This window comes from Pararhizobium sp. LjRoot235 (assembly GCF_964254145.1).
In the GTDB taxonomy this organism is placed as follows: Bacteria; Pseudomonadota; Alphaproteobacteria; order Rhizobiales; family Rhizobiaceae; genus Pararhizobium.
The window spans coordinates 563,167-582,648 of the sequence record NZ_CAXUSP020000002.1; the positions used below are offsets into that span (position 1 = coordinate 563,167).

17 protein-coding genes are annotated in these 19,482 nt (G+C 58.9%); 7 read left to right on the forward strand and 10 right to left on the reverse strand.

Annotated features, from left to right (window positions below; all coding sequences use genetic code 11):
• Window positions 1-34: 34 nt before the first annotated feature.
• Window positions 35-877, reverse strand: coding sequence for a hypothetical protein (locus ACSQ2Z_RS23395; protein ID WP_436083618.1), 843 nt, complete (start codon window positions 875-877; stop codon window positions 35-37).
• 717 nt (window positions 878-1,594) lie between these two features.
• Between ACSQ2Z_RS23395 and ACSQ2Z_RS23400 the strand changes: the two genes are divergently transcribed.
• Genes ACSQ2Z_RS23400 through ACSQ2Z_RS23410 form a run of 3 tightly spaced genes read left to right on the forward strand, consistent with a single transcriptional unit; the run spans window position 1,595 to window position 5,083 of the window.
• Window positions 1,595-2,221 carry an isochorismatase family protein gene (locus tag ACSQ2Z_RS23400; RefSeq protein WP_436083619.1) on the forward strand — a complete coding sequence of 209 codons (627 nt, stop codon included), beginning with the start codon at window positions 1,595-1,597 and terminating at the stop codon, window positions 2,219-2,221.
• Window positions 2,218-4,173 carry an anthranilate synthase family protein gene (locus ACSQ2Z_RS23405; protein ID WP_436083620.1) on the forward strand — a complete coding sequence of 652 codons (1,956 nt, stop codon included), beginning with the start codon at window positions 2,218-2,220 and terminating at the stop codon, window positions 4,171-4,173. The genes ACSQ2Z_RS23400 and ACSQ2Z_RS23405 overlap by 4 nt, the downstream gene beginning before the upstream one ends.
• A 55-nt stretch (window positions 4,174-4,228) precedes the next feature.
• The gene (locus ACSQ2Z_RS23410) at window positions 4,229-5,083 is read left to right on the forward strand and encodes a PhzF family phenazine biosynthesis protein (protein ID WP_436083621.1); all 855 of its coding nucleotides are present in this window, start codon (window positions 4,229-4,231) and stop codon (window positions 5,081-5,083) included.
• 10 nt (window positions 5,084-5,093) lie between these two features.
• On the opposite strand, the gene ACSQ2Z_RS23415 is transcribed toward ACSQ2Z_RS23410, so the two are convergent.
• The 4 genes from ACSQ2Z_RS23415 to ACSQ2Z_RS23430 form a co-directional block, all read right to left on the reverse strand.
• The gene (locus ACSQ2Z_RS23415; protein WP_436083622.1) at window positions 5,094-6,857 is read right to left on the reverse strand and encodes an ABC transporter ATP-binding protein; all 1,764 of its coding nucleotides are present in this window, start codon (window positions 6,855-6,857) and stop codon (window positions 5,094-5,096) included.
• Window positions 6,854-8,578 (reverse strand): ABC transporter ATP-binding protein/permease, encoded by a 1,725-nt coding sequence (locus ACSQ2Z_RS23420; RefSeq protein ID WP_436083623.1) that lies wholly within the window; start codon window positions 8,576-8,578, stop codon window positions 6,854-6,856. The genes ACSQ2Z_RS23415 and ACSQ2Z_RS23420 overlap by 4 nt, the downstream gene beginning before the upstream one ends.
• A gap of 81 nt (window positions 8,579-8,659) precedes the next feature.
• Window positions 8,660-9,844 carry an MFS transporter gene (locus tag ACSQ2Z_RS23425; protein WP_436083624.1) on the reverse strand — a complete coding sequence of 395 codons (1,185 nt, stop codon included), beginning with the start codon at window positions 9,842-9,844 and terminating at the stop codon, window positions 8,660-8,662.
• A 288-nt stretch (window positions 9,845-10,132) separates the two neighbouring features.
• Window positions 10,133-10,618, reverse strand: coding sequence for a PhzA/PhzB family protein (locus tag ACSQ2Z_RS23430; protein ID WP_436083625.1), 486 nt, complete (start codon window positions 10,616-10,618; stop codon window positions 10,133-10,135).
• A 347-nt stretch (window positions 10,619-10,965) separates the two neighbouring features.
• Between ACSQ2Z_RS23430 and ACSQ2Z_RS23435 the strand changes: the two genes are divergently transcribed.
• Window positions 10,966-11,535, forward strand: coding sequence for a TetR/AcrR family transcriptional regulator (locus ACSQ2Z_RS23435; RefSeq protein ID WP_436083626.1), 570 nt, complete (start codon window positions 10,966-10,968; stop codon window positions 11,533-11,535).
• A gap of 111 nt (window positions 11,536-11,646) precedes the next feature.
• Window positions 11,647-12,132: an N-acetyltransferase family protein gene (locus ACSQ2Z_RS23440; RefSeq protein ID WP_436083627.1), complete on the forward strand. Its 486-nt coding sequence runs from the start codon at window positions 11,647-11,649 to the stop codon at window positions 12,130-12,132.
• Between the two features lie 108 nt (window positions 12,133-12,240).
• Here ACSQ2Z_RS23440 and ACSQ2Z_RS23445 read toward each other — a convergent pair whose 3' ends face one another.
• Window positions 12,241-12,417, reverse strand: coding sequence for an ATP-binding protein (locus ACSQ2Z_RS23445; RefSeq protein WP_436083628.1), 177 nt, complete (start codon window positions 12,415-12,417; stop codon window positions 12,241-12,243).
• 118 nt (window positions 12,418-12,535) lie between these two features.
• Here ACSQ2Z_RS23445 and ACSQ2Z_RS23450 point away from each other — a divergent pair, with 118 nt between their 5' ends.
• The gene (locus tag ACSQ2Z_RS23450; protein ID WP_436084136.1) at window positions 12,536-12,745 is read left to right on the forward strand and encodes a hypothetical protein; all 210 of its coding nucleotides are present in this window, start codon (window positions 12,536-12,538) and stop codon (window positions 12,743-12,745) included.
• Between the two features lie 264 nt (window positions 12,746-13,009).
• A complete protein-coding gene (locus ACSQ2Z_RS23455) occupies window positions 13,010-14,347 on the forward strand; it encodes an MFS transporter (RefSeq protein ID WP_436083629.1) in 1,338 nt (445 codons plus the stop codon).
• Between the two features lie 288 nt (window positions 14,348-14,635).
• Here the strand turns inward: ACSQ2Z_RS23455 and rarD are convergent, their stop codons facing one another.
• The 4 genes from rarD to ACSQ2Z_RS23475 all read right to left on the reverse strand — a co-directional run bounded on the left by rarD (window position 14,636) and on the right by ACSQ2Z_RS23475 (window position 19,335).
• Entirely contained in the window at window positions 14,636-15,532 is an 897-nt protein-coding gene (rarD, locus tag ACSQ2Z_RS23460; RefSeq protein WP_436083630.1) for an EamA family transporter RarD, read from the reverse strand.
• Between the two features lie 192 nt (window positions 15,533-15,724).
• Window positions 15,725-16,558 carry an aldo/keto reductase gene (locus tag ACSQ2Z_RS23465; RefSeq protein WP_436083631.1) on the reverse strand — a complete coding sequence of 278 codons (834 nt, stop codon included), beginning with the start codon at window positions 16,556-16,558 and terminating at the stop codon, window positions 15,725-15,727.
• A gap of 25 nt (window positions 16,559-16,583) precedes the next feature.
• Window positions 16,584-18,350, reverse strand: coding sequence for an FAD-dependent oxidoreductase (locus tag ACSQ2Z_RS23470; RefSeq protein WP_436083632.1), 1,767 nt, complete (start codon window positions 18,348-18,350; stop codon window positions 16,584-16,586).
• 166 nt (window positions 18,351-18,516) lie between these two features.
• Window positions 18,517-19,335 carry a sugar phosphate isomerase/epimerase family protein gene (locus tag ACSQ2Z_RS23475; protein ID WP_436083633.1) on the reverse strand — a complete coding sequence of 273 codons (819 nt, stop codon included), beginning with the start codon at window positions 19,333-19,335 and terminating at the stop codon, window positions 18,517-18,519.
• Window positions 19,336-19,482 lie beyond the last annotated feature (147 nt).

Sequence of the window (19,482 nt, forward strand, 5' to 3'; positions counted from 1 at the left end):
TGCTGCCTCTCTGCTGTTTTCGCCCACACGCGGATCACGCCGCGCGCGGGTCAACGCTTTCCTGGGATTGCCAAAGGCCCTTGGTGTATTGCGAAAAATTCAGGTCTTGCCGTAGCGCCACGTGCGACGCGAGGGTCTGCACATCCCTCCAGTGGCGCAGAGCCGGGCTTTGATCGAAATGCGCCTGACTCCCGCTCAGCCGGAAAATTCGCCCGATCGCCGTCAGGATATACTCGATCGCCAGGGAGGAATCGCGCCCGTTCCTGCCGGTATCGATCACCGACAAGAGCCCCGTATCGGAGGCGCGACATGCACGTTCCAGCAGCAGACTGGCCGCATCGAGCTCCGCAAGGGAACGCGCATAGGCGATGCCCATCTCGCTGTCTGGCCGAAAATCGCGCCAACGGCTTGTCCAAAGATCGATCGCGGCGCGGGCAGCACCCAAGGCGACACCTGCAAAGAGGGGCGGATCGCCGTCAACCGGTGAAACCTGGTAGCAGGGTCCGGCCACGGCTCGCGCCTTGCCGCCCCACAGGTCCTGCTTCAGGAATGTGCGATGCTGCGGTACGAATACTTCATTTAGCTGGACGCTGTGGCTTCCCGTCCCGCGCATGCCGAGCGTCGACCAATCGTCGACAATGTGCAATTCCGATACCGGAATGGCAGCATACCGAGCACCCTCGCCGTTTGGAGCGAAACAGACCAGTGCCCAGTCGGCATAGGTGATGCCCGAGAGATAGTGCCAGTGCCCGCTGAGCGTCCATCCCGTGCCCCCTGCGGAGGCACTCCCAGAGGGTCGGAAGGAAGCAGAAATGAGGACGTCCGCCCCCTTCCCCCAGATCTGGCGCTGCCCTTCCGCCGGCAGATAGCCTGCCATTCGGCTGGCGACCGCATATATCGTGGCGCACCACGCCGCCGATGCGCACCCCTGCGCAACTGACTGAACGTCACTCAATAAATCGACAAAACTCGACTTTCCTCCGCCGTAGGGCGCCGGCACGAAGTGGGATGGGAACCCACCTGCACGCAACGCCCGAACCGCTCTTTCTTGGGGCCGGCGTTCTTCGTCGGCCTTGCCCGAGAGTGCCGCGACCAGACTTCGCAGAATCGTCATTTCCGTTGTTCGATGGCTGGATATCGCCGCTGCGCCAAGAAGTGTCACGGGCCAATCCCTTCATATTACGATCTACTACAGCCCCTTCTGGGAGCCGCGCGTCCTTGACGATCCGTCAAGCGGACTGCACCCCTGCACGTCCGAGGCTCACATGAGTTTGCATATGACTGAGGGTCAGTCAATAGTAATATGCACCAAAAGCTAGAAAAAATCCAACAGTACACCCATTGACTTATGACTGATAGTCAGTCAGTCTTCGGTCACCGTCCCGGATTTTCGTCATGAAAGTGCTACATATTCAAGGGTATGCGAGGAAACGTAAGCACCATGATTTTCTCGACGTCGGCACGGCCAATTGATTCCATCCGCTCCTCGATCGCCACCAGCGCCAATGGTGCGACCTGGCGCGTGTAGCGCGGTAGCCACCATGACCTCATATCAGGAGGTTACGATTCAACAAGAACGACAAGGAAAGGTGCCATGCCCGGTATACCGCAGATCGAAGAATATCGCATGCCGGATCAATCCCGATGGCCGGCCAGCCGCGTGGACTGGCAAATCGACCCGAAGCGAGTCGTTCTTCTCATCCACGACATGCAGCGCTTCTTTCTTCGGCCCATTCCGACCCCGTATCCGAAGGATGCGTTGATCAAAAACGCCGCTGCCGTTCAGAGGAATTGCCGTGCCGCCGGCGTCCCAATCATCTTCACGACACAGCCAGGCAGCATGACGCCCACTCAGAGAGGTCTTCTCAAGGCGTTTTGGGGCCCCGGCATGGAGGCCACGGCTGATGACCGGCAGGTGATCGACGAGTTGGCGCCAGAACAACGCGACATGATCTCAACGAAATGGCGCTACAGCGCCTTCTACAACTCGAGCATTCTCGAGGAAATTCGCAGGCAGGGGCGCGACCAGATCATCATATGCGGCGTCTACGCCCATATCGGCATCCTAATCACGGCCGTGGAAGCGTTCTCGCACGACATCGAGACTTTCGTGGTTGGTGACGCCGTTGCCGACTTTTCCCTCGACCGACATCTGGCCGCCCTCGAATACGGGGCAAATTGCTGTGCAAAGATCGTCGCAGCCGACGAGGTTTTGTCATGACGCTGGGATTGCTCGACAGAATTATTCGTTGCGAGGGCGAGCGGGTGCCTTTCGCCTTGATCTTCAGGCCGGAGGGTCCCCACTCCGGTGCATTGGAGGTTTTCTCCGGCAAGGTGGAGAAAGCCGACCTCATCGGTTCCATCGATCTGCCGGACGGCGCGCCGGAGATGGGCACGGGGCAAGCCGACGTGCTTGCCCTCATTCCTTTTCGCCAGCTCGCCGAACGGGGATTTGCCTGCATCGACGATGAAACGCCCTTGCTGACCCTACAGATCGCCGAACGGGATGTTGTCCCTCTGAGCCAAGTCCTGGCGAAACTGCCTGCCGCACCGATCCAGCTGAAGAACGGCCGGTTCGACATCGACGATGAGCACTATGCCGATCTCGTCCGCGCGGTGATCGACAACGAGATCGGCAATGGCGAAGGTTCGAACTTCGTCATCAAGCGCTCGTTCACCGCCCAACTCGAAACCGATGCCGTCGAGGCCGGCTTTGCCGTCTTCAGGCGGCTCCTGCAGGACGAAGCCGGCGCCTACTGGGCCTTCCTCCTTTTTACGGGCGATCGGTTGCTGGTCGGCGCAAGCCCCGAGCGGCAGGTGAGCATGCAGGGTGGCGTCGCGACCATCAATCCGATCAGCGGCACCTATCGCTATCCCCCGTCCGGCCCATCCCTGTCGGGCGCGGTCGACTTTCTCGCCGATACGAAAGAGCGCGACGAGCTTTATATGGTCGTCGATGAGGAACTGAAGATGATGGCCCGTTTCTGCCCCAAGGGCGGAACTGTGGTCGGACCGTTCCTGAAAGAAATGTCCCGCCTCGCCCATACCGAATATCTAATCAAGGGGAACACGCCCGCCGATCCGCGCGAGGTATTGGTCCACACCATGTTTGCCCCAACGGTGACTGGCAGTCCGCTCGAAAACGCTTGCCGCGTCGTTGCAAAATACGAGCCGGCCGGCCGGGGCTACTATGCCGGCACCTTGGCGCTGTTTGGACGGGACCAGTCCGGTACGCGAACGCTCGATTCGGCCATCCTCATCCGAACGGCATCCATCAGCATGGATGGAGGTGTCTCTCTGGGCGTGGGCGCAACGATCGTGCGCCATTCAGATCCGGTCCAGGAGGCGTCGGAAACGCTATCCAAGGCGAAAGCAATGCTCGGCGCCTTCGGGTTTGAACCGCGGCGGCGCCTCAGCGACCACCAGTCGGTGCAAGCGGCACTGAAGCAGCGAAACGCGCTGGTTTCTTCCTTTTGGCTTACAGAGTGCAACGAGCGGGGGAGACCCGACCCCGCTTTGAGCGGCCTCTCCGCACTGGTCGTCGATGCCGAGGACGAGTTTACTGAAATGCTGGCCCAACAGCTCGCTGCGCTTGGGCTGGTGGTAACGAAACGCAGCTTCCAATGCGCAAATGTCCTTCATGGCGAGTGGGATCTGGTTGTCATGGGGCCTGGTCCGGGCAACCCCAACCATACCAAGGATCCCCGCATCGCGGCCATGCAAAGGACGATGGCAACGCTCCTGGCCGAGCGCCATCCCTTCATAGCCGTCTGCCTGAGCCATCAGATCCTGTCGAGGGAGTTGGGGCTTGAAGTGCTTCGTCGGGCTACACCGAATCAGGGTATCCAGCGGGAAATAAATTACTTCGGCGATTGGCAGAGGGTCGGCTTCTATAACAGCTATGTCGCGAATTGCGCTCGGGACTTCCTTTACCTCGTCGATGGGATTTGTGTCGAGGTCAGCCGCGACGAGACGACCGGAGAAGTACACGCCATGCGGTCGGCATTCTTCAGCACTATGCAGTTCCACCCAGAATCCCTGCTTACTCAGGACGGACCTGGAATTCTGCGCCAAGCCATCCTCCATCTGGTCCGAGGCGGTATCCAGGCATTCGATGCGCCCGCAAATCATAAACCAGCGCTCGACTTCAATTCGATTGGGATGGCTGGTTAAACCAGCCATCGCTTCTCCCCAGTGACACACGTTTGCTCCACAACGGAATTCCGACATGCGCACGCGCTCCTATGTCCTTGCAGATGCCTTTTCCGATCGGCCGTTGAAGGGAAACCCGGTTGCAGTCTTCCCTGACGCTGCCGGGTTTCGCGATGCCGACATGCAAAATATCGCCAATGAATTGAACCTGTCTGAGACGGTCTTTACGTTTCCCCCCGACGACGGGGGCGACTTCAGGATCCGTATCTTCACCCCCGTCAACGAGTTGCCTTTCGCCGGTCACCCGGCGTTGGGAGCCGCGGCCGTCCTCGGGCAATCCCAAGCCTCCGGTCGCCTCGTCCTCGAGACCAAGATGGGACCGGTCCCCTTCAGACTGGATCGCTCTCGTTGCGGTGAAATCCAGGCGGTCACGATGCGGCAACCCATACCGACGTGGCAGGACTATGATCAAAAAGAAACAGTCCTGCAGGCCTTGGGGCTGAGCCACTCCCTCTTCCCTGTAGAGATATATCGCAACGGGCCCCGTCACGTCTTCGTCGGACTTGCGTCCATCGAGGCGCTTTCGGCGGTCAAACCCGACCACCATCAACTGGCGCAATTGCCGGATGTCGCGATCAACTGCTTCGCCGGTCAGGGTTTGGAATGGAGGATGCGGATGTTCTCCCCCGCCTACGGCGTTGTCGAGGATGCGGCGACGGGGTCCGCGGCCGGACCGCTGGCGCTGCACCTCTTGCGGCAGGGGATCATCAATTTCGGCGACCAGATAAAGATCCATCAGGGCGTCGAGATGGGCCGGCACTCCCTCATGCATGCCCGCATTTGCGGATCCCGGCCGCTCACGATCGAAGCCATCGAGGTTTCGGGCGCGGTGACCGTCGTCGCGCGTGGCGAGTTTCTGCGCTGGTCCTGAGCATCGCGTCTCATGCCGGCTGGCCGCCTTCCCCGATGAGCCTGGCATAGGCGCCACCCCGTGCCGCTAGCGTCGCATGGGAACCATCCTCCACAATAGCGCCGTCCTGCAGGACGACGATCCTGTCCGCGCGGCGGATCGTGGAGGGGCGGTGCGCGACGAGGATAACCGTCCGGCTACCGCGTACCGAGTCGAGCGCCTGCTCGAACGCTCTTTCGCTTTCCGTATCGAGATTGGACGATGCTTCGTCGAGGAGAATGATCGGAGCCTTGGTAACGAGTGCCCGGGCGATGGCCAGACGCTGGCGTTCGCCCCCAGACAGCTTAGCGCCGCTTTCGCCGCACATCGTTTCGTAGCCGTCGGGCAAGGCTTTGATAAACTTGTCCGCCTGTGCCAGGCGGCACGCCCTCTCGACATCGGCCATCGATGCGTCCGGTCGGCCCAATCGGATGTTGTCCGCGATCGTCTCGTTGAAGAGATGGATGTCCTGCGGAACGTAGGCGATCAGGGACCTGAGCGTGTCGAGCGACAGGTCACGGATATCAAGCGCTCCAATAGAAATCGTGCCTGCCGAGGGATCGCGAAAGCGCAGAAGCAGGTTCATGACGGTGCTCTTACCCGCACCCGACCGACCGGCCAACGCCACCATGCTGCCGGCGGGGATGCCCAGATCAAGGCCTTTCAGGACTTCGCCCCTGTTCGCATCATAGGCGAAAGTCACGTTTTGAAACCGAATCGCCCTGCCGAGCGGCGCGGGTGCCTTGCCGGTGTCGGCGACTTGAGGAAGCTGATGAAGAATGGCGAGGATGCGGCGTGCGCCAGCTTTCAATTCGCCGAGTTTGCGCGCCGTTTGACTGACCTCGACGATCGGCACCAGCGCGCCACCGGCAAGTACGGCGATCAGCGGAAGGAGTGCCCTATCGAGGTTTCCATCGTTGATGCGGGTGATGGCGATGAAGACCGAAACCAGGACGGCAGACCCCGTTAAAAAATCGATCAGCGCCTGTTCCAGGCCGGCGCGCGAACCATATTGCCGCTGCGCTGCTGACACGCTCGATGTGCGGCGCATCAGCCTGTTCAAGAAATCCTGACCACCACCGAAGATGGTCAACTCCCTTTGACCGAGGACGAACTCGACCGTGTCGGCGTTCAACGCGCCGAGATTGCCGAGAATGACACTGCCTTGTCGCTGCGCCCGACGCGAAAACCAGTAGGGAACGCTTGCGACAAAAAAGAGAAAGGGCAGAAGCCCGATACCGCTTGCCGGCTCCACATAAAAAATAGCGATCAAGGCCACGAGCGGCACGAGGACAGCGGCACAGTAGTCTGCCAGCGTATGAGCATAGAAGTGCTCCATCAGCGCCGCGTCCGAAATCGCGACCGATGCGAGCTCACCCGTGTGGAGCCCGAGGATATCTAAAGGGGCAGCGCGTGCCAGCCCGTCATAGACGCCCAGTTGCAGGGTCTCGATAACCGAGAAGGCGAGCGCATGCGAGATATAGGCCTGCCACCAGCGGGCCGCAGCCGTCGCGACGATAGACGCAGCAAGCCCGAGGAAGACCGCGAACAATCCCCCCGGCGCCTCGCCTGCCATCACCCTTCCCGCCAGCCACCCGGCAATGCCGAGGCTGACCAGCATGGCACTGTGAGAGCAGACCGCCGAAAGGACAGTGAGGAAGAGCTTGAGGCGATGATCTTTCAGAAGTGGGATGAGGCCGAGGATGGATGCGGCGGAGCCAAGGAAATTCGCCTGGGAGGTGCTGTCCTTGCTCACTGTGACACCCTTTCCATTTCGGCTGCGAGAAGAGTGCCATAGGCACCTCCGCTTCGACCAAGCTCGGCCGGGGTTCCGGTCTCGACGAGCCGACCACCATCCAGGACAAGGATGCGGTCGGCGCGCGCGATTGTCGAAAGCCGGTGCGCGATGACCAGCATCGTCCGCTTGCCTGCGACGGCCTTGAGCGCGGCCTGTATCGCCTTCTCGCTCTGCGCATCCACATTCGACGTCGCCTCGTCGAGGATGAGGATGGGAGCATCCTTCAGGAGGGCGCGGGCGATCGAAAGGCGCTGCCGCTGCCCGCCGGAAAGATGCATGCCGCGTTCGCCGATTTCCGTATCGTAGCCCTGCGGCAGGCATTCGATAAATTCTGCGATATGAACCGCGCGGGCCGCAGCGCGTAGGTCGTCATCCGTCGCCTCTGGCTTGCCGAACCGGAGATTGTCCGCAATCGTGCCCCTGAAGAGGAACGTGTCCTGGGACACGACGCTGACTAGGGAGTGCAGGTCCTTCAGCGATAGGTCCCGTACGTCGACCCCCCCGACATAAATACGGCCGGATGAGGGGTCGAAGAAACGTAGGAGCAGCGCCATAACGGTGGACTTGCCCGCGCCCGACGCGCCGACCAGTGCTACGAATTCCTTCTCCCGCACGTGAAAGGAAAGAGAGGAGAGAGCAGTGCCGGTGCTTTGCGGATAGGTAAAGCTGACATCGGTAAACGCGACGTCGCCGGTGGAGGGCTTGTCAACCGATCTAGGTGGTTCGATGACTGCAGGGCTGAGGGCCAGAAAAGATTCGATCGGGGCGATGGCGCCACTCGCCGCCCAGGCCGTATGAAACTCCTTTTCGACGCGGCTCAGTGGCCGGAAGGCCTCGGGCGCAAGGAAAAACGTGACGAGCAGGACATGGGGTGCAAGATTGCCTGAATCGACTCGTAGCACATTGACGACGACCAGCAGGCCAATTCCCGACAGCATCACGAAGCCGGTCAGACCGCCACGCAACAGGCTGACCCGCAATGTAGCCATCGCCTGCTGACGCAACGCCGTTGCCTTCGCCGCCAGCACCGACCGGCGCGCGTCCGCGGCTCCGAAAGCCTTTATCGTAACGATCCCCTGCAGGCTATCGAGTAGATAGGCCGCGAACGCTCCCATGGCCGCAAAGACACCTGATCCCTTGGGCATCCGCCAGCGCATCCATGCCTCGTCTACCATCGGGAACGCAAGAAGAAAGAAGGCCAGCAGGAGAGCCGACACCCAGTCCAGGGCAGCAATCACGATCACGATGCCGGTACAGCCAATGATCGCGGTCGCCACCGCCGGAAGGTAGCGAGAGTAATAGCTCTCAAGTGCCTCCACGCCGCCGACGATCGTTGCCTGGAGCTCGCCGGTCTGTCGTACAAGCGTAACACCGGGACCGAGGATCAGGAGATGCGAGAAAAGCCTTTTTCTAAGATCGGTCTTGACTGCTTCGGCACAGGCCTGAGCGACCAACTCGGCGAGCCAGATCAAAACAGCCCGCAGGACCAGTATGCCACCAAGTCCGATTAGCAGGGGCGTGACGCTGGATGCGGTCGTATCGCTGAGCGCCTCGGCCAATATGGTGGCCAGAAGCATCGCCTGACCGGATCCGCTTGCCACGATCAGGAGACCGACCGCAACCGAAGCCAATGTCCAGCACGCAATTCCGCCGCTGCCACGAATTAGCTTCGCTCGCATCACGCGATCTCCAGGATTGTTACACCAATGTTGCTCGGCCGACTGATGCCGGTTGCGAGAGCGGGCGGACGGGGCGGAAAGTTAATAGCTTGCCACATGGTTGCGCCCTCCAGGAAGGCTTACGATGGCGTTTATGGCGAGCAAGGCAAGCAAGACGGCGACGGGCCAGGTCCATCCGCCGCTCCAGCCATGCAACGCCGCTGCAAGGACCGGCCCCGACGCCGCTATGAGATAACCGCCCATCTGCACCACACTGGACAGTTTGGCCATTTGCGCCGGGTCGACGGACCGCTTAGCGAAGAGAACGCTTGGAATGCCCTGCCCGGCCCCAAGGCCCAGGCCCAGGAGGATGACCCAGACCGGCGCCCACCACGGGGGCGACAACAACACACCCGCCAGGCCCACGATGCACAGACCAATGGAGGCGAGAATGTGCGAACGCTGGTCGTCATGCTTCGCAGCGATCATTGGCCCGAGAAAGCCACCCACCGCCACGGCGAAGATACAAATTGCAAGATTAAAGCCCGCGGCTGCGGCGTCCATTCCCTTGCTTACATAAATGGCTGGTAGCCACGCCAGGACGGCATAGAAGACGAGCGTCTGCACGCCGAAAAACGCGATCAGGCTCCAGACGATCCTTTTGCGGAGCATTGCACTCCAGTTTCTCCGCTGGGCAAGAACCTGAGTGGGCTTTGCGCTATCGAAAAGCGGAAGCAGAGCACCGAGCGCCATCAGGGCAGGCAGGACGGCGACCCCCAGAGCAAAAGCCCAGGAGTTGCCTGCGGCGTCGTAAAGCGGGATCGCAAATGCGGCCATGAGCCCGCCTCCCCCACCCATCATCATCGCATACACACCCATCATCACACCAATCCGCTCTGAAGCGAAATTATGGCGAATGAAGACAGGGGTGAGTACGTTGAGGGCCGCGATTCCGGCACTTGCGATAACCGTTCCGACAAGCAAGCCCGACAAGCCTGAGGAACGGACGAGAATACCCACGACGAGGATGAGCGTCGCCAGAAAAAGCGCTCGCGAATGACCGAACCTGCGGCTGAAAACGGGACCAAGGGGCGCGAAAAGTCCCATGCACAGCGGCGGGAACGCAGTCAAAGCGCTCGCGGTGGCAGCCGTCAGATGCATGTAAGGGATGAGAGGCCCCACACCCCCAAAGACGACCCGCAGGTTGAGGCATACAAGGACGACCGCGACGAGCACAAGAAAAGCGTGCCGCGGCCCCTGCCCGACTTTCTCTATTGAGACTAACATGATGCCCTCACGAACAGCCTAGCCACGCTGTTCCGCCGAATGCGACGGGAATTTCGACGGCGGCTGGGATCAGAATAAGGTCAGACTACAATTTGACTGACCGTCAGTCAATCGATTTCAGGAAATTTGAACAACGCCCCTCCGCATCGCGCACCGATCGTCCGCCGGCCGAGGCATGAACTCGAACTCGCTGGGGCGATGCCCGCATACCAAAACGGCGCCACTCTGGAAGAGCAGCGCCGAAAGGAGTGAATGTTGCATCGGCTCGCCGTGGGGGCGGCCCTCGGCTTAGTGTTCCGCGCGCTGGGGCAGACCATGCCGCTTGACCTGGGGAATCGGAATCCCAAGCGCGCGCAGTTGCTGATAAGGATTCATGAACTCCTTGCTCTGCTTGATCTTTCCATCCTCTAACAGGAAGAAGAAGATAAAGTGATTTTTGTAGTATCCGTCCGGATAGTCGGCAAAGAGTATCCGGCCCTCTCCGTCACATTCGACCCAGAATTTGTTCGGGTCTTGCGTCTCGTAGATCTCGACATTCTTCCATTCCCAATCCGGAAAGCACTTCAACGACCACTCTCCATGGGACTTCAATGCATCGCGCCCCTTTGCTACGATGGGATCGATGGTATCGGCGGTCCAGAGGCCACCCGTCCCGTCATCGGCAAACAACATATATCTTGTAAGCCGGCTCTCACCCTTCCGGCTCATGTAGTCTTTCACAACATTGCGGTTTTTCTCGCGCAGCACGCCATCATGTTCCAGAACGTTTTCCATTTTCCAGCTCTTCGAGTGTCCAAGATGCGTTTGGATTATGCCGACGGACGACGGTCGATCATGGCAATTTCAAGACGACCGATTGACTGACGGACAGTCATGTCGTAACATATCCACGATGAATTGCAACGTGAAAGGTTTAAAAACCTGAGGTAGAGCGCTCGCTGTCTCTCACCGGTTCAGCTGCAAGACGGCTTCCCGCCGAACATGGTTCGTCACCCCCATATCGCGCCGCAGGGTTGCAGCTCGCAGCGAACGCATGAGATCAGCCTGGATCAGGAGAGAATAGAATGCCTGCACGTTCCGCAAGCCGGAGAACCAAACCCGCAGGAGAGCGCCGCGAAGACTTGATCGCCGCGGCGGCCCAACTCTTTCAAACCAACGGGATCGAACCGACGACGGTCGAGCAGATCACGGCCGAAGCGGGCGTCGCGAAGGGAACCTTTTATCTCTATTTCTCGTCGAAGGACGACGTGGTCAACGCCCTGCGGGATCAGTTCGTTCACATCGTCCTCGCCGGCATCAACAGCGGCCTGAAGGGCAAACGCAAGGACGACTGGGACGGCAAGCTTGCAGGCTGGGTCCTTGGCTGTACGAAAGCCTATTTGGACGCCGCCCGGCTGCACGACATCATCTTCTCCGAGGGCCCGCCCCCGAGCCGGACGGGATTGAGCAACAATCCCATCGTGGACCAGTTGAACGAACTGCTCGCCGGCGGCGATGCCGCTGGCGCCTGGACGGTCAAGAATCCCCGTTTTACCGCGATCTTTCTCTTCAACGCGTTGCACGGGGTCGTCAACGACGCCAAAGTGTCATCCTCGCCGAACAGAACCCTACTGGTCCGCCAGATGCGTGAGCTGTTCGCCCGAACTGTCAGCAGCCGTGCCCAACAGCACGGTGTTCAGGATCAGCCTTAGTCCTCCCGCCGCAGCCGCGGGCCGTCTTGCAAGCAAGTACCGTGAGTTGCAAACGGCCTTCCCATGGAGTAAATGACTGTCCGTCAGTCATTTACTCCATGGGAAAGGGAGATGAACATGCCGCTGGAAATACGGCAGGCAGAAGTGGACGATGCCGGCACGATCGTCGAATTCGCGCGAGAGCTCGCACGTTACGAGGGGAGTCTCCAGGATGTCGTCGCGACCCCGGCCGATATCGCCTCTTCGCTTTTCTCACAGCGGCCGTCGGCCTATTGTGAGCTAGCCGAATGGAATGGCGAACCGGCAGGCTTTGCGATCTGGTCCTATAATTATTCGATCTTCCTCGGCAAAAGTTGCCTCTGGCTGGAAGATCTGTTCGTGGCGGAAAAGTTTCGCCGCAAGGGAATAGGCCATGCGCTGTTGTCCCATCTGGCCCGCAAATGCCGCGATGAGAGGCTGGGGCGAATGGAATGGTCCGTTCTGTATTGGAATGAGCCTGCCATCGGCTTCTACCGCGGGCTTGGCGCGAAAATCGATGAGGGACGCCATAAATGCCGCTGGACGGCTGCGGACATCGCCGCCGTCGCGTCATTGTGATAACTGTACTGGAGCAGTGCCGCGGCCAAGATGCCACGCCTACCGTAAGCGGGATTCCAATTCGGCTCCCGGGAACGAGGGTGGCGTCGGCGATCGTTGGATTGCCGATCATGTCGTGCCAGTGCTCGACAGGCTGGTTACAATGGTGGATCGTTTCTCATAGCGGTCCTCAACGATCTCCAGACAGGAGGTCGCGCCGCTGCTCGTCGCTGAGCTTCTATGGCCCCAGTCATCGAGAATGAGCAGGTCGGTTTTGGCAAGGGCCTGATCGAAATCGCGACCCAACCGGAGAGCAAGGGCGTCGGATTCCGATCCATTACCGAAAACATCGACACGACCCCTCCCGGCAGCCTTCCTCTTAGCTATCGCCGAGCACGAGCTCTCAGAACGAGACCGGCGTAGGATTGAACGTCATCTCGCTGAAGCAAGACTGCCGCCCGGCAAGACCATTGACAGCTTCGACTTCGATGCCGTGCCAATGATCTCGAAAGCCCGGGTCATAGCAATCACCGCCGGCGACGCATGGATCGCAAAGGGATGCCAATGTCTTGATGTTCGGCCCACCGGGCGGCGGAAAGAGCCATTTGGCTGCCGCCTGACGCTACAAGCTTAAGTATAATATCGATTAATAATTTCAACCATCTTGACATGAACGTACCAGATAGTACATTTTGCATGGCGAGCAGGCGTGTCTGGAAACCAGCCTGACCTCAGTATTCGGTCAGCCCCGGACGACGATTTATGTGGGCTATGCTGGCACACAGAACCGACACCGTAAGTATGCCTGGCCATTTTGCCGAACTCAGTTCTATCGCGGTGAGGAGCGCGGCTGAGCTCAAATTTTTTCAATCACAGACGACAAATGGAGGAGATATAAATGACAACCATCGGGACTTATTCACCAGGGCTGCAGGTAGAGGGATTAGAATCCCCCAACGTGAAATCGCCCAAGAAAGCCGCCCTCGCGAGCTGGATTGGTAGCGCCGTCGAGTACTATGATTTTTTCATCTATGGCACCTCCGCCGCGCTGATCTTCCCCAAGATATTCTTCTCTGCGGCGAATCCGCAGGTGGCGGCCGTTGCTTCATTCGCAACCTTTGGCGTCGCCTATATCGCACGACCTGTCGGGGCAGTTGCTCTCGGTCATATCGGCGACAAGTTCGGCAGGAAGAAGGTATTGACCTTCACGCTGCTGTTAATGGGCTTCTCGACATTCATCATCGGCTGCCTGCCAACCTTTGATCAGGTTGGCATTCTGGCGCCGATCCTCCTTGTGATTGCGCGCCTACTTCAGGGCATCTCCGCTGCGGGGGAACAGGCTGGCGCCAACTCAATGACTTTGGAGCACGCACCACCAAATCGGCGCGCTTTCTTCACCAGCTTCACGCTAAGCGGCACCCAGGCGGGGCTTATTTTAGCGACGCTCGTGTTCATTCCGCTAACCGAGTTGCCGGAAGCAGATCTTCTTTCCTGGGCCTGGCGTATCCCATTCTTCCTGAGCCTCGTCGTTGTCGTCGTCGGGTTCTGGGTGCGCCGCTCGCTGCCGGAAACGCCTGCGTTCCTTGACGAATCGAAGAGCCACGAAACTGCGAAAGTCCCGTTCTTGGCCTTGGTTCAAGACTACCGGGCTGACGTGGCGCGCGTAATCTTCGCCGCCCTCATCTCGGTGGTCAGCACGATCTTCACTGTGTTCACGCTCTCTTATGCGGTCAACACAATGCACATCGATCGCACCATGATGCTAACTGTTCTCGTTCTCGCCAATTTGGTAGCGCTCGGCGCAATTCCCGCCTGGGCGCTGCTTGCTGACCGTATCGGACGCAAGCCAGTCTTCCTCTTCGGTGCTGTCGGCTGCGCCATCCTGATTTGGCCCTATATGTGGGCGATCAGCCAGGGCAATCTCACGCTGATCTTTGTTCTTGGTATCCTGCTCTCCGGCGTGGTTTACAGCGCCTGCAACGGCGTCTGGCCAGCACTCTACGGCGAGATGTTCGACACTCGTGTCCGGCTCTCCGGAATGGCGATCGGCACGCAGATCGGTTTCGCCCTCGGCGGCTTCGCGCCGACCATCAGCGCAGCGCTTCTAGGCGACGGACCCAACGGCTGGGTTCCCGTCGCGGCTTTTACAGTGATGACCACGATCGTCGCAGCAGTCTCGGTGGCGACCGCAAGGGAAAACTACCGCACCCCGATGCATGAGCTGGGGAAGAAATAGACTCGACGCTCAATTCGATAGATGCAGGCTACCGAGCCTGAGCCGCGCTCCCTCTTCGCAAGCGGATAATCGCGTCAGCGATTCATCCGCTTGTTCTTCATTCGCCATCCGAGCTCACTCAGGTTGCTCTGAGGTCTGGCGGTCCGCGACGCTGAAGCACCGGCGTTGATCGTGGTGGGCATCACAGAACACCCGTCCATTCGACATGGCCTTGTGACGACGGTTCGGCCGCAACGTGTTTGGGCTGGCTATTTCCGGGCCAGATGAGCTGCAGCAGCGTTTCTCCAATCAGCTATCCGCTTGATTGATGTTCTCACGATCTCTGCGAGTCTCCCATAAATTCTCGAATGAGTAGATCATAAGCGCTATCCAAATCGCGCCATAACCGACGAGTTGCACATGGCCGAATGGCTCATCATAGACAAATACGCCCAATAGCAGTTGTAGTGTGGGTGTCACATATTGGAAAAGCCCCAGCGTCGACAACGGGATGCGACGTGCGCTGGCTGCGAATAGCAAAAGCGGTATCGCAGTCACGGGACCGGCGGCGGCGATCAGCAGCTGGATGCCGGCATGCACATCGCCAAAGTGGCTCTCCCCATGCGCTACGAGCCATAGCAGATAGAGAAACGCGACGGGAAAAAGGAGTATGGCTTCGAACGCCAGGCCCTCGAGCGGGCCGAGCCGCGCGGTCTTGCGCAGTAAGCCATATGCACCGAACGTGACGGCGAGCACGAGACTGATCCAGGGCGGCGAGCCGCTTTTCCACGTCAGCCACAGCACACCCGCTACGGCGATCGCGACTGTCCCCCACTGAAGAAGCCGCAGACGCTCGCGCAGGAACGCCAAGCCGAACAGGACACTGACGAGCGGATTGATGAAATAGCCGAGGCTGGCCTCAACGACGCGGCCAGTGTTGACCGCCCAGATATACAGGCCCCAATTCGCCGACAGTAGTCCGGCGCAGATCGCGAAACGAATTATGTTGCGCGGCTCTCGAACGGCAGTGAGGCACCAACGCCACTCACCACGTACCGCGAGCGCACTGGCTACGAAAACCAAGGACCACACCATCCGGTGCGCCAGCATTTCGAGTGGCGGGATGACCTTCAGCAATTTGAAATAGAACGGAAAGAGCCCCCAGATTGCGAAGGCAGCGAGCGCGTAAAGGGATCCTGAATTCATTCTATCCATCCGGTGAGGATTGCGTACCAGCATTCCTTCGGTCCGCAAATCCGTACCGGGTAGGCGCCAAGACCGGGGGCCTCCGCGATGATGTAGGCCCGCTTGGCTATCTCGCAGTCGTACCCATCATGGGGACTCCGACAGTCTGATCGATCGTGTTGCCATTTCCCGGTAGGCTCTTGCCGAACCAAATCAGGTCGGCGGGTCCCACTGCGGCGCGTACTCTGGGCTAACGACCCGCTGATCTTTCGGTAACGAAGCGATCACGGCACGATCGTCATCGTCGAGTTGCACGTTAAACGACGCCAAGTTGCTTGACTGGTTTGCCCTGCTGCTGGCCTTTGGAACGGCTGCAACATTCGGCTGCTCGAGCAGCCATTTAAGGGCTATTTGGGTTGGAAGCACACCATGCTTCTCGGCGATCCTGCGAATCGCGGGGATTTCGGCGGCTTTGTTGCGCATGAGAGGACTATAGGCAGTCAATGCCATGTCGTGTTCGCGGGCATATTGAAGCAGGGCTCGCTGAGCCAGTGAAACGTGATATTCGACCTGGATCACGGCCAAGGGGGCACCCATCACCTCAACAACTTCGCGGAGCAAAGGCAAGGGGAAGTTGGCAACGCCAATGTTGCGCGCGCCGCCTTGCTCTTTGATCGAGATCAGGGTCTCGATGGTGCGCACTAGGTCCCATCCCTTTCCCGGCCAGTGAATCAAAAACAGATCCACGTATTCGCTCTGCAAGGCCTGCAGCGTATTGTCGAATGATCGACGCATGTCTGACGGCGTCAATTTATCCCACCAGACCTTGCTGGTCACATAAATTTCCTTGCGCGGCAGGCCGGATTCGACGAGCGCTCGACCCACGGCATCTTCGTTTTCATAGGCCGCGGCGGTATCGATATGCCGGTATCCAAGCTCCAAGGCCTGCACTACGGCTCGGGTGCATTCGTCGCCTACCATAGGCCACGTGCCCAAACCAAGTTTCGGCATGTTCAGTTGGCGCGACTCGATGACGATATTTTGCATGGGCAGATTTTTCCCGTGGTTGAACTCAAACTTGGTTGGCTGATGGTTTGACCTTGGCGGCATGGGGCGGCTTGGTCAGGTCCTGCGCAGCTTCCATACCGGCAAGCGCTTGGCCCGCGAGATATCCGAACGTCATTGCAGGGCCAAGTGTTATGCCGCCGCTCGGGTAAAAGCCACCCATCATGCTGGCGCTGTCGTTCCCTACAGCGTAAAGGCCGGGAATGGCGCCGCTGTTCTTGTCCAGCACTCGTGCCTGCGCGTCGGTTGCCAGTCCCGCGAACGTGCCAAGGCTGCCGGGCAGCAGCTTGACTGCATAGAACGGACTCTTTTTAATCGGTGCAAGACAGGGATTCGGCTGATGTTCGGCGTCTCCCAGGACGCGGTCATAGAATGTCGAGCCCTTATGGAACTGGGGATCCGCGCCTTCTTTAGCGTTTTTGTTGTAGGCTTCCACCGTATTTTGCAACTCCTGCGGTTCGATGCCGCATTTCACAGCCAGTTCACCAAGGGTGGAGGCCTGGACGAGATACCCTGAGCGCCGATATGGCCAGACGGGAAAGGGAAATGGCTTCGAGAAGCCTAGGCCATAGCGTCGCTGGAAACGATGGTCGCAGATCAGCCAAGCGCACACTTCTTCGCCCGCTTGCGTGGCACTCAGCAGCGCAGAGATAAAATCCCGGTATGACGCTGCTTCATTGACAAAACGGCTGCCATTGCGTGTCACCGCAATCACGCCAGGCTTGGCACGGTCGATCAAATGCGGAAAGACTATGTCCGCAGCACCATTGCCTTGAGGGACCAGCGAGACGGGCGCCCATGCGGCAGGGGCGTCAAGTGCATTGCTGAAGTGACCGCCGACCGACTCCCCAAGTCGAATGCCGTCCCCGGTATTTGACCGTGGCGCTGCGGACCAATGATCGAGCCCGGAGGGAGTATAGGCGAAGGTCTGGGCTATTTTGGCAACGTCGTGTGGATATCCACCACAAGCAAGCACGACGCCGCGCGTTGCACGCACGTGGTGGATAATGCCGCCCGCGACTTCGACTTTTGCGCCCGTCAGGCGCCGGCCGTCCACGACCAATGACACAGCACGAGCGCAAGTCCGCAACTCGACTCCACGATTGACCGCCGACTTCAGCAGACGAGCGATGAGCGCATTGCCGTTGACCAAGTGCATTGATCGGCCGTGCCAAAGCCTGTGCCAAGCCAATGCGGTCAGTCGCCGGGCAACATAGAGGGCGGACCTCATGGAGCGCGTTGCACGATAGAAATGTGTGATATCCCGCCCAGCCGCAAGCCCCATGCCTTTTATCGTAATAACCGATAGGGGTTCACGTAGTTTGTCGATCAATGGACCGAGTTCGCGCCCATCGAACGGCATGGCACAAACCGACCGACCTCCCATCGCCGCGCCAGGCGTCGTATGAAAATCCGGGATGTGGTTGCCGTCAATGAAGCGCACCGAGGTGTGGTGTTCGAAGAACTCCACCATCTCAGGGCCGCGTTCAAGGAATGCGTCAATTTTCTCTGCGTCGAATCGCGCTCCTAGTTCGCTTTTCAGGTACGTGCGGGGCGTCTCAATGTCTTCTTGGAAGCCTGCCCGCACCGCGAGTGGGTTACGAGGAATCCACATCCAGCCTCCCGACCATGCGCTTGTGCCACCGAATACGCTTTCTTTCTCCAGGACTATCACCCGGAGGCCATGGGTAGCGGCCGTCACCGCTGCAGACAAGCCGCCTGCACCGGACCCAACCACCAACACGTCACATTCATCGGTTTTTTCGTGCTCCATGTCGTTCCATTCCAAGTTGCTTCAGCTTTCAACCGGTGGCCTGCACAGCCTGCTTATCAAGTTGCTATGGGGCGAAATCAGGCAAAGTTCCGCCTTACTGCAACAGTAGACGAATAACTGGTGGTACGCGGAAGGCCAATGATCGATCCAATACGCTTTATCTCAACTATTGGACAACTGATTTGTTCAGATAAAATTGTGTGTTAGATATTGCTTGGTAAATATATTCTCGAAATCCAATTTTTTTCACGGATTGTTCGCTGGGTATCTCAAGAGCATAGACAATGTCCTCTGGCAGGCATGCAAGAATACCTTTTATGTCTATTCCTCCTTGGCCAGGAAACAGTCTTTCGCAGCGTGCTGTATAGATCTGTATTTCGCGATTGATCGGCCGAATTGCCGGAGCGTCGCAGACATGCGCCCACTTGAACCAGTCCGGCGGCAGTCTTTTTAGAAATTCAAGGCTAGAAGCAGAGCGGTCAAAGTGCAGCGTGTCGAGCAGGATGCCGGCGTTCGGACGATTGACCGCGCGAAGGATGCGTGCCGCTTCAACTAGATTTGGCGTAGCAGTCCACGAGACAAACTCGAGACTGACGTTGAGATTAAGCGGCTTGGCCAGATCGCATAAAGAGCCGAAACGCTCAACCGCGCGGTTCCGCTCAGAATCGGGTAACTGGGCAAGTACATGCCGAGCTCCCAGCTCAGCACCGGCCTCCAAGAAAGCGCGATAGTGCAGATGGTCGCGCAGAGGATCCATTCGCGCGGCCTCAATGTCCCAGACCGTGACGCCGGAACCGGCAAGGCATGCCTTTGTTTCCCTCATCAGGGGTCGATCATTTATCAAATCATACAATGGCTCGTTTCGTGTCGTCCGGTTGAGCCGTAAACCTGCATATTGATAACCGGCATCGCTTGCAGCTTCGATTAGCTGGGGTGGAGTGAGTCCTAGGGCTGTCAGGTGTGCTATTGAATAGGAATTCTTCACGGTCGTTTTCCTGGATTAGCTAGCCCAGCACGGAGCGTGCTCGCTCCAACCGAAGTGTGGGAAACTCCAGCCTGAAGCGCTTCGTTGGTGCCGATGACCTTAGTCATCTGCTGCCACCACACGTAAACGTGGTATGTTGTGCAATCA

What these genes read in the sequence shown, in the direction of transcription:
- ACSQ2Z_RS23395 (WP_436083618.1), bottom strand. Translation starts at nt 877, where the DNA reads ATGGCAGGCTATCTGCCGGCGGAAGGGCAGCGCCAGATCTGGGGGAAG.
- ACSQ2Z_RS23400 (WP_436083619.1), top strand. Translation starts at nt 1,595, where the DNA reads ATGCCCGGTATACCGCAGATCGAAGAATATCGCATGCCGGATCAATCC.
- ACSQ2Z_RS23405 (WP_436083620.1), top strand. Translation starts at nt 2,218, where the DNA reads ATGACGCTGGGATTGCTCGACAGAATTATTCGTTGCGAGGGCGAGCGG.
- ACSQ2Z_RS23410 (WP_436083621.1), top strand. Translation starts at nt 4,229, where the DNA reads ATGCGCACGCGCTCCTATGTCCTTGCAGATGCCTTTTCCGATCGGCCG.
- ACSQ2Z_RS23420 (WP_436083623.1), bottom strand. Translation starts at nt 8,578, where the DNA reads ATGCGAGCGAAGCTAATTCGTGGCAGCGGCGGAATTGCGTGCTGGACA.
- ACSQ2Z_RS23425 (WP_436083624.1), bottom strand. Translation starts at nt 9,844, where the DNA reads ATGTTAGTCTCAATAGAGAAAGTCGGGCAGGGGCCGCGGCACGCTTTT.
- ACSQ2Z_RS23430 (WP_436083625.1), bottom strand. Translation starts at nt 10,618, where the DNA reads ATGGAAAACGTTCTGGAACATGATGGCGTGCTGCGCGAGAAAAACCGC.
- ACSQ2Z_RS23440 (WP_436083627.1), top strand. Translation starts at nt 11,647, where the DNA reads ATGAACATGCCGCTGGAAATACGGCAGGCAGAAGTGGACGATGCCGGC.
- ACSQ2Z_RS23455 (WP_436083629.1), top strand. Translation starts at nt 13,010, where the DNA reads ATGACAACCATCGGGACTTATTCACCAGGGCTGCAGGTAGAGGGATTA.
- rarD (WP_436083630.1), bottom strand. Translation starts at nt 15,532, where the DNA reads ATGAATTCAGGATCCCTTTACGCGCTCGCTGCCTTCGCAATCTGGGGG.
- ACSQ2Z_RS23465 (WP_436083631.1), bottom strand. Translation starts at nt 16,558, where the DNA reads ATGCAAAATATCGTCATCGAGTCGCGCCAACTGAACATGCCGAAACTT.
- ACSQ2Z_RS23470 (WP_436083632.1), bottom strand. Translation starts at nt 18,350, where the DNA reads ATGGAGCACGAAAAAACCGATGAATGTGACGTGTTGGTGGTTGGGTCC.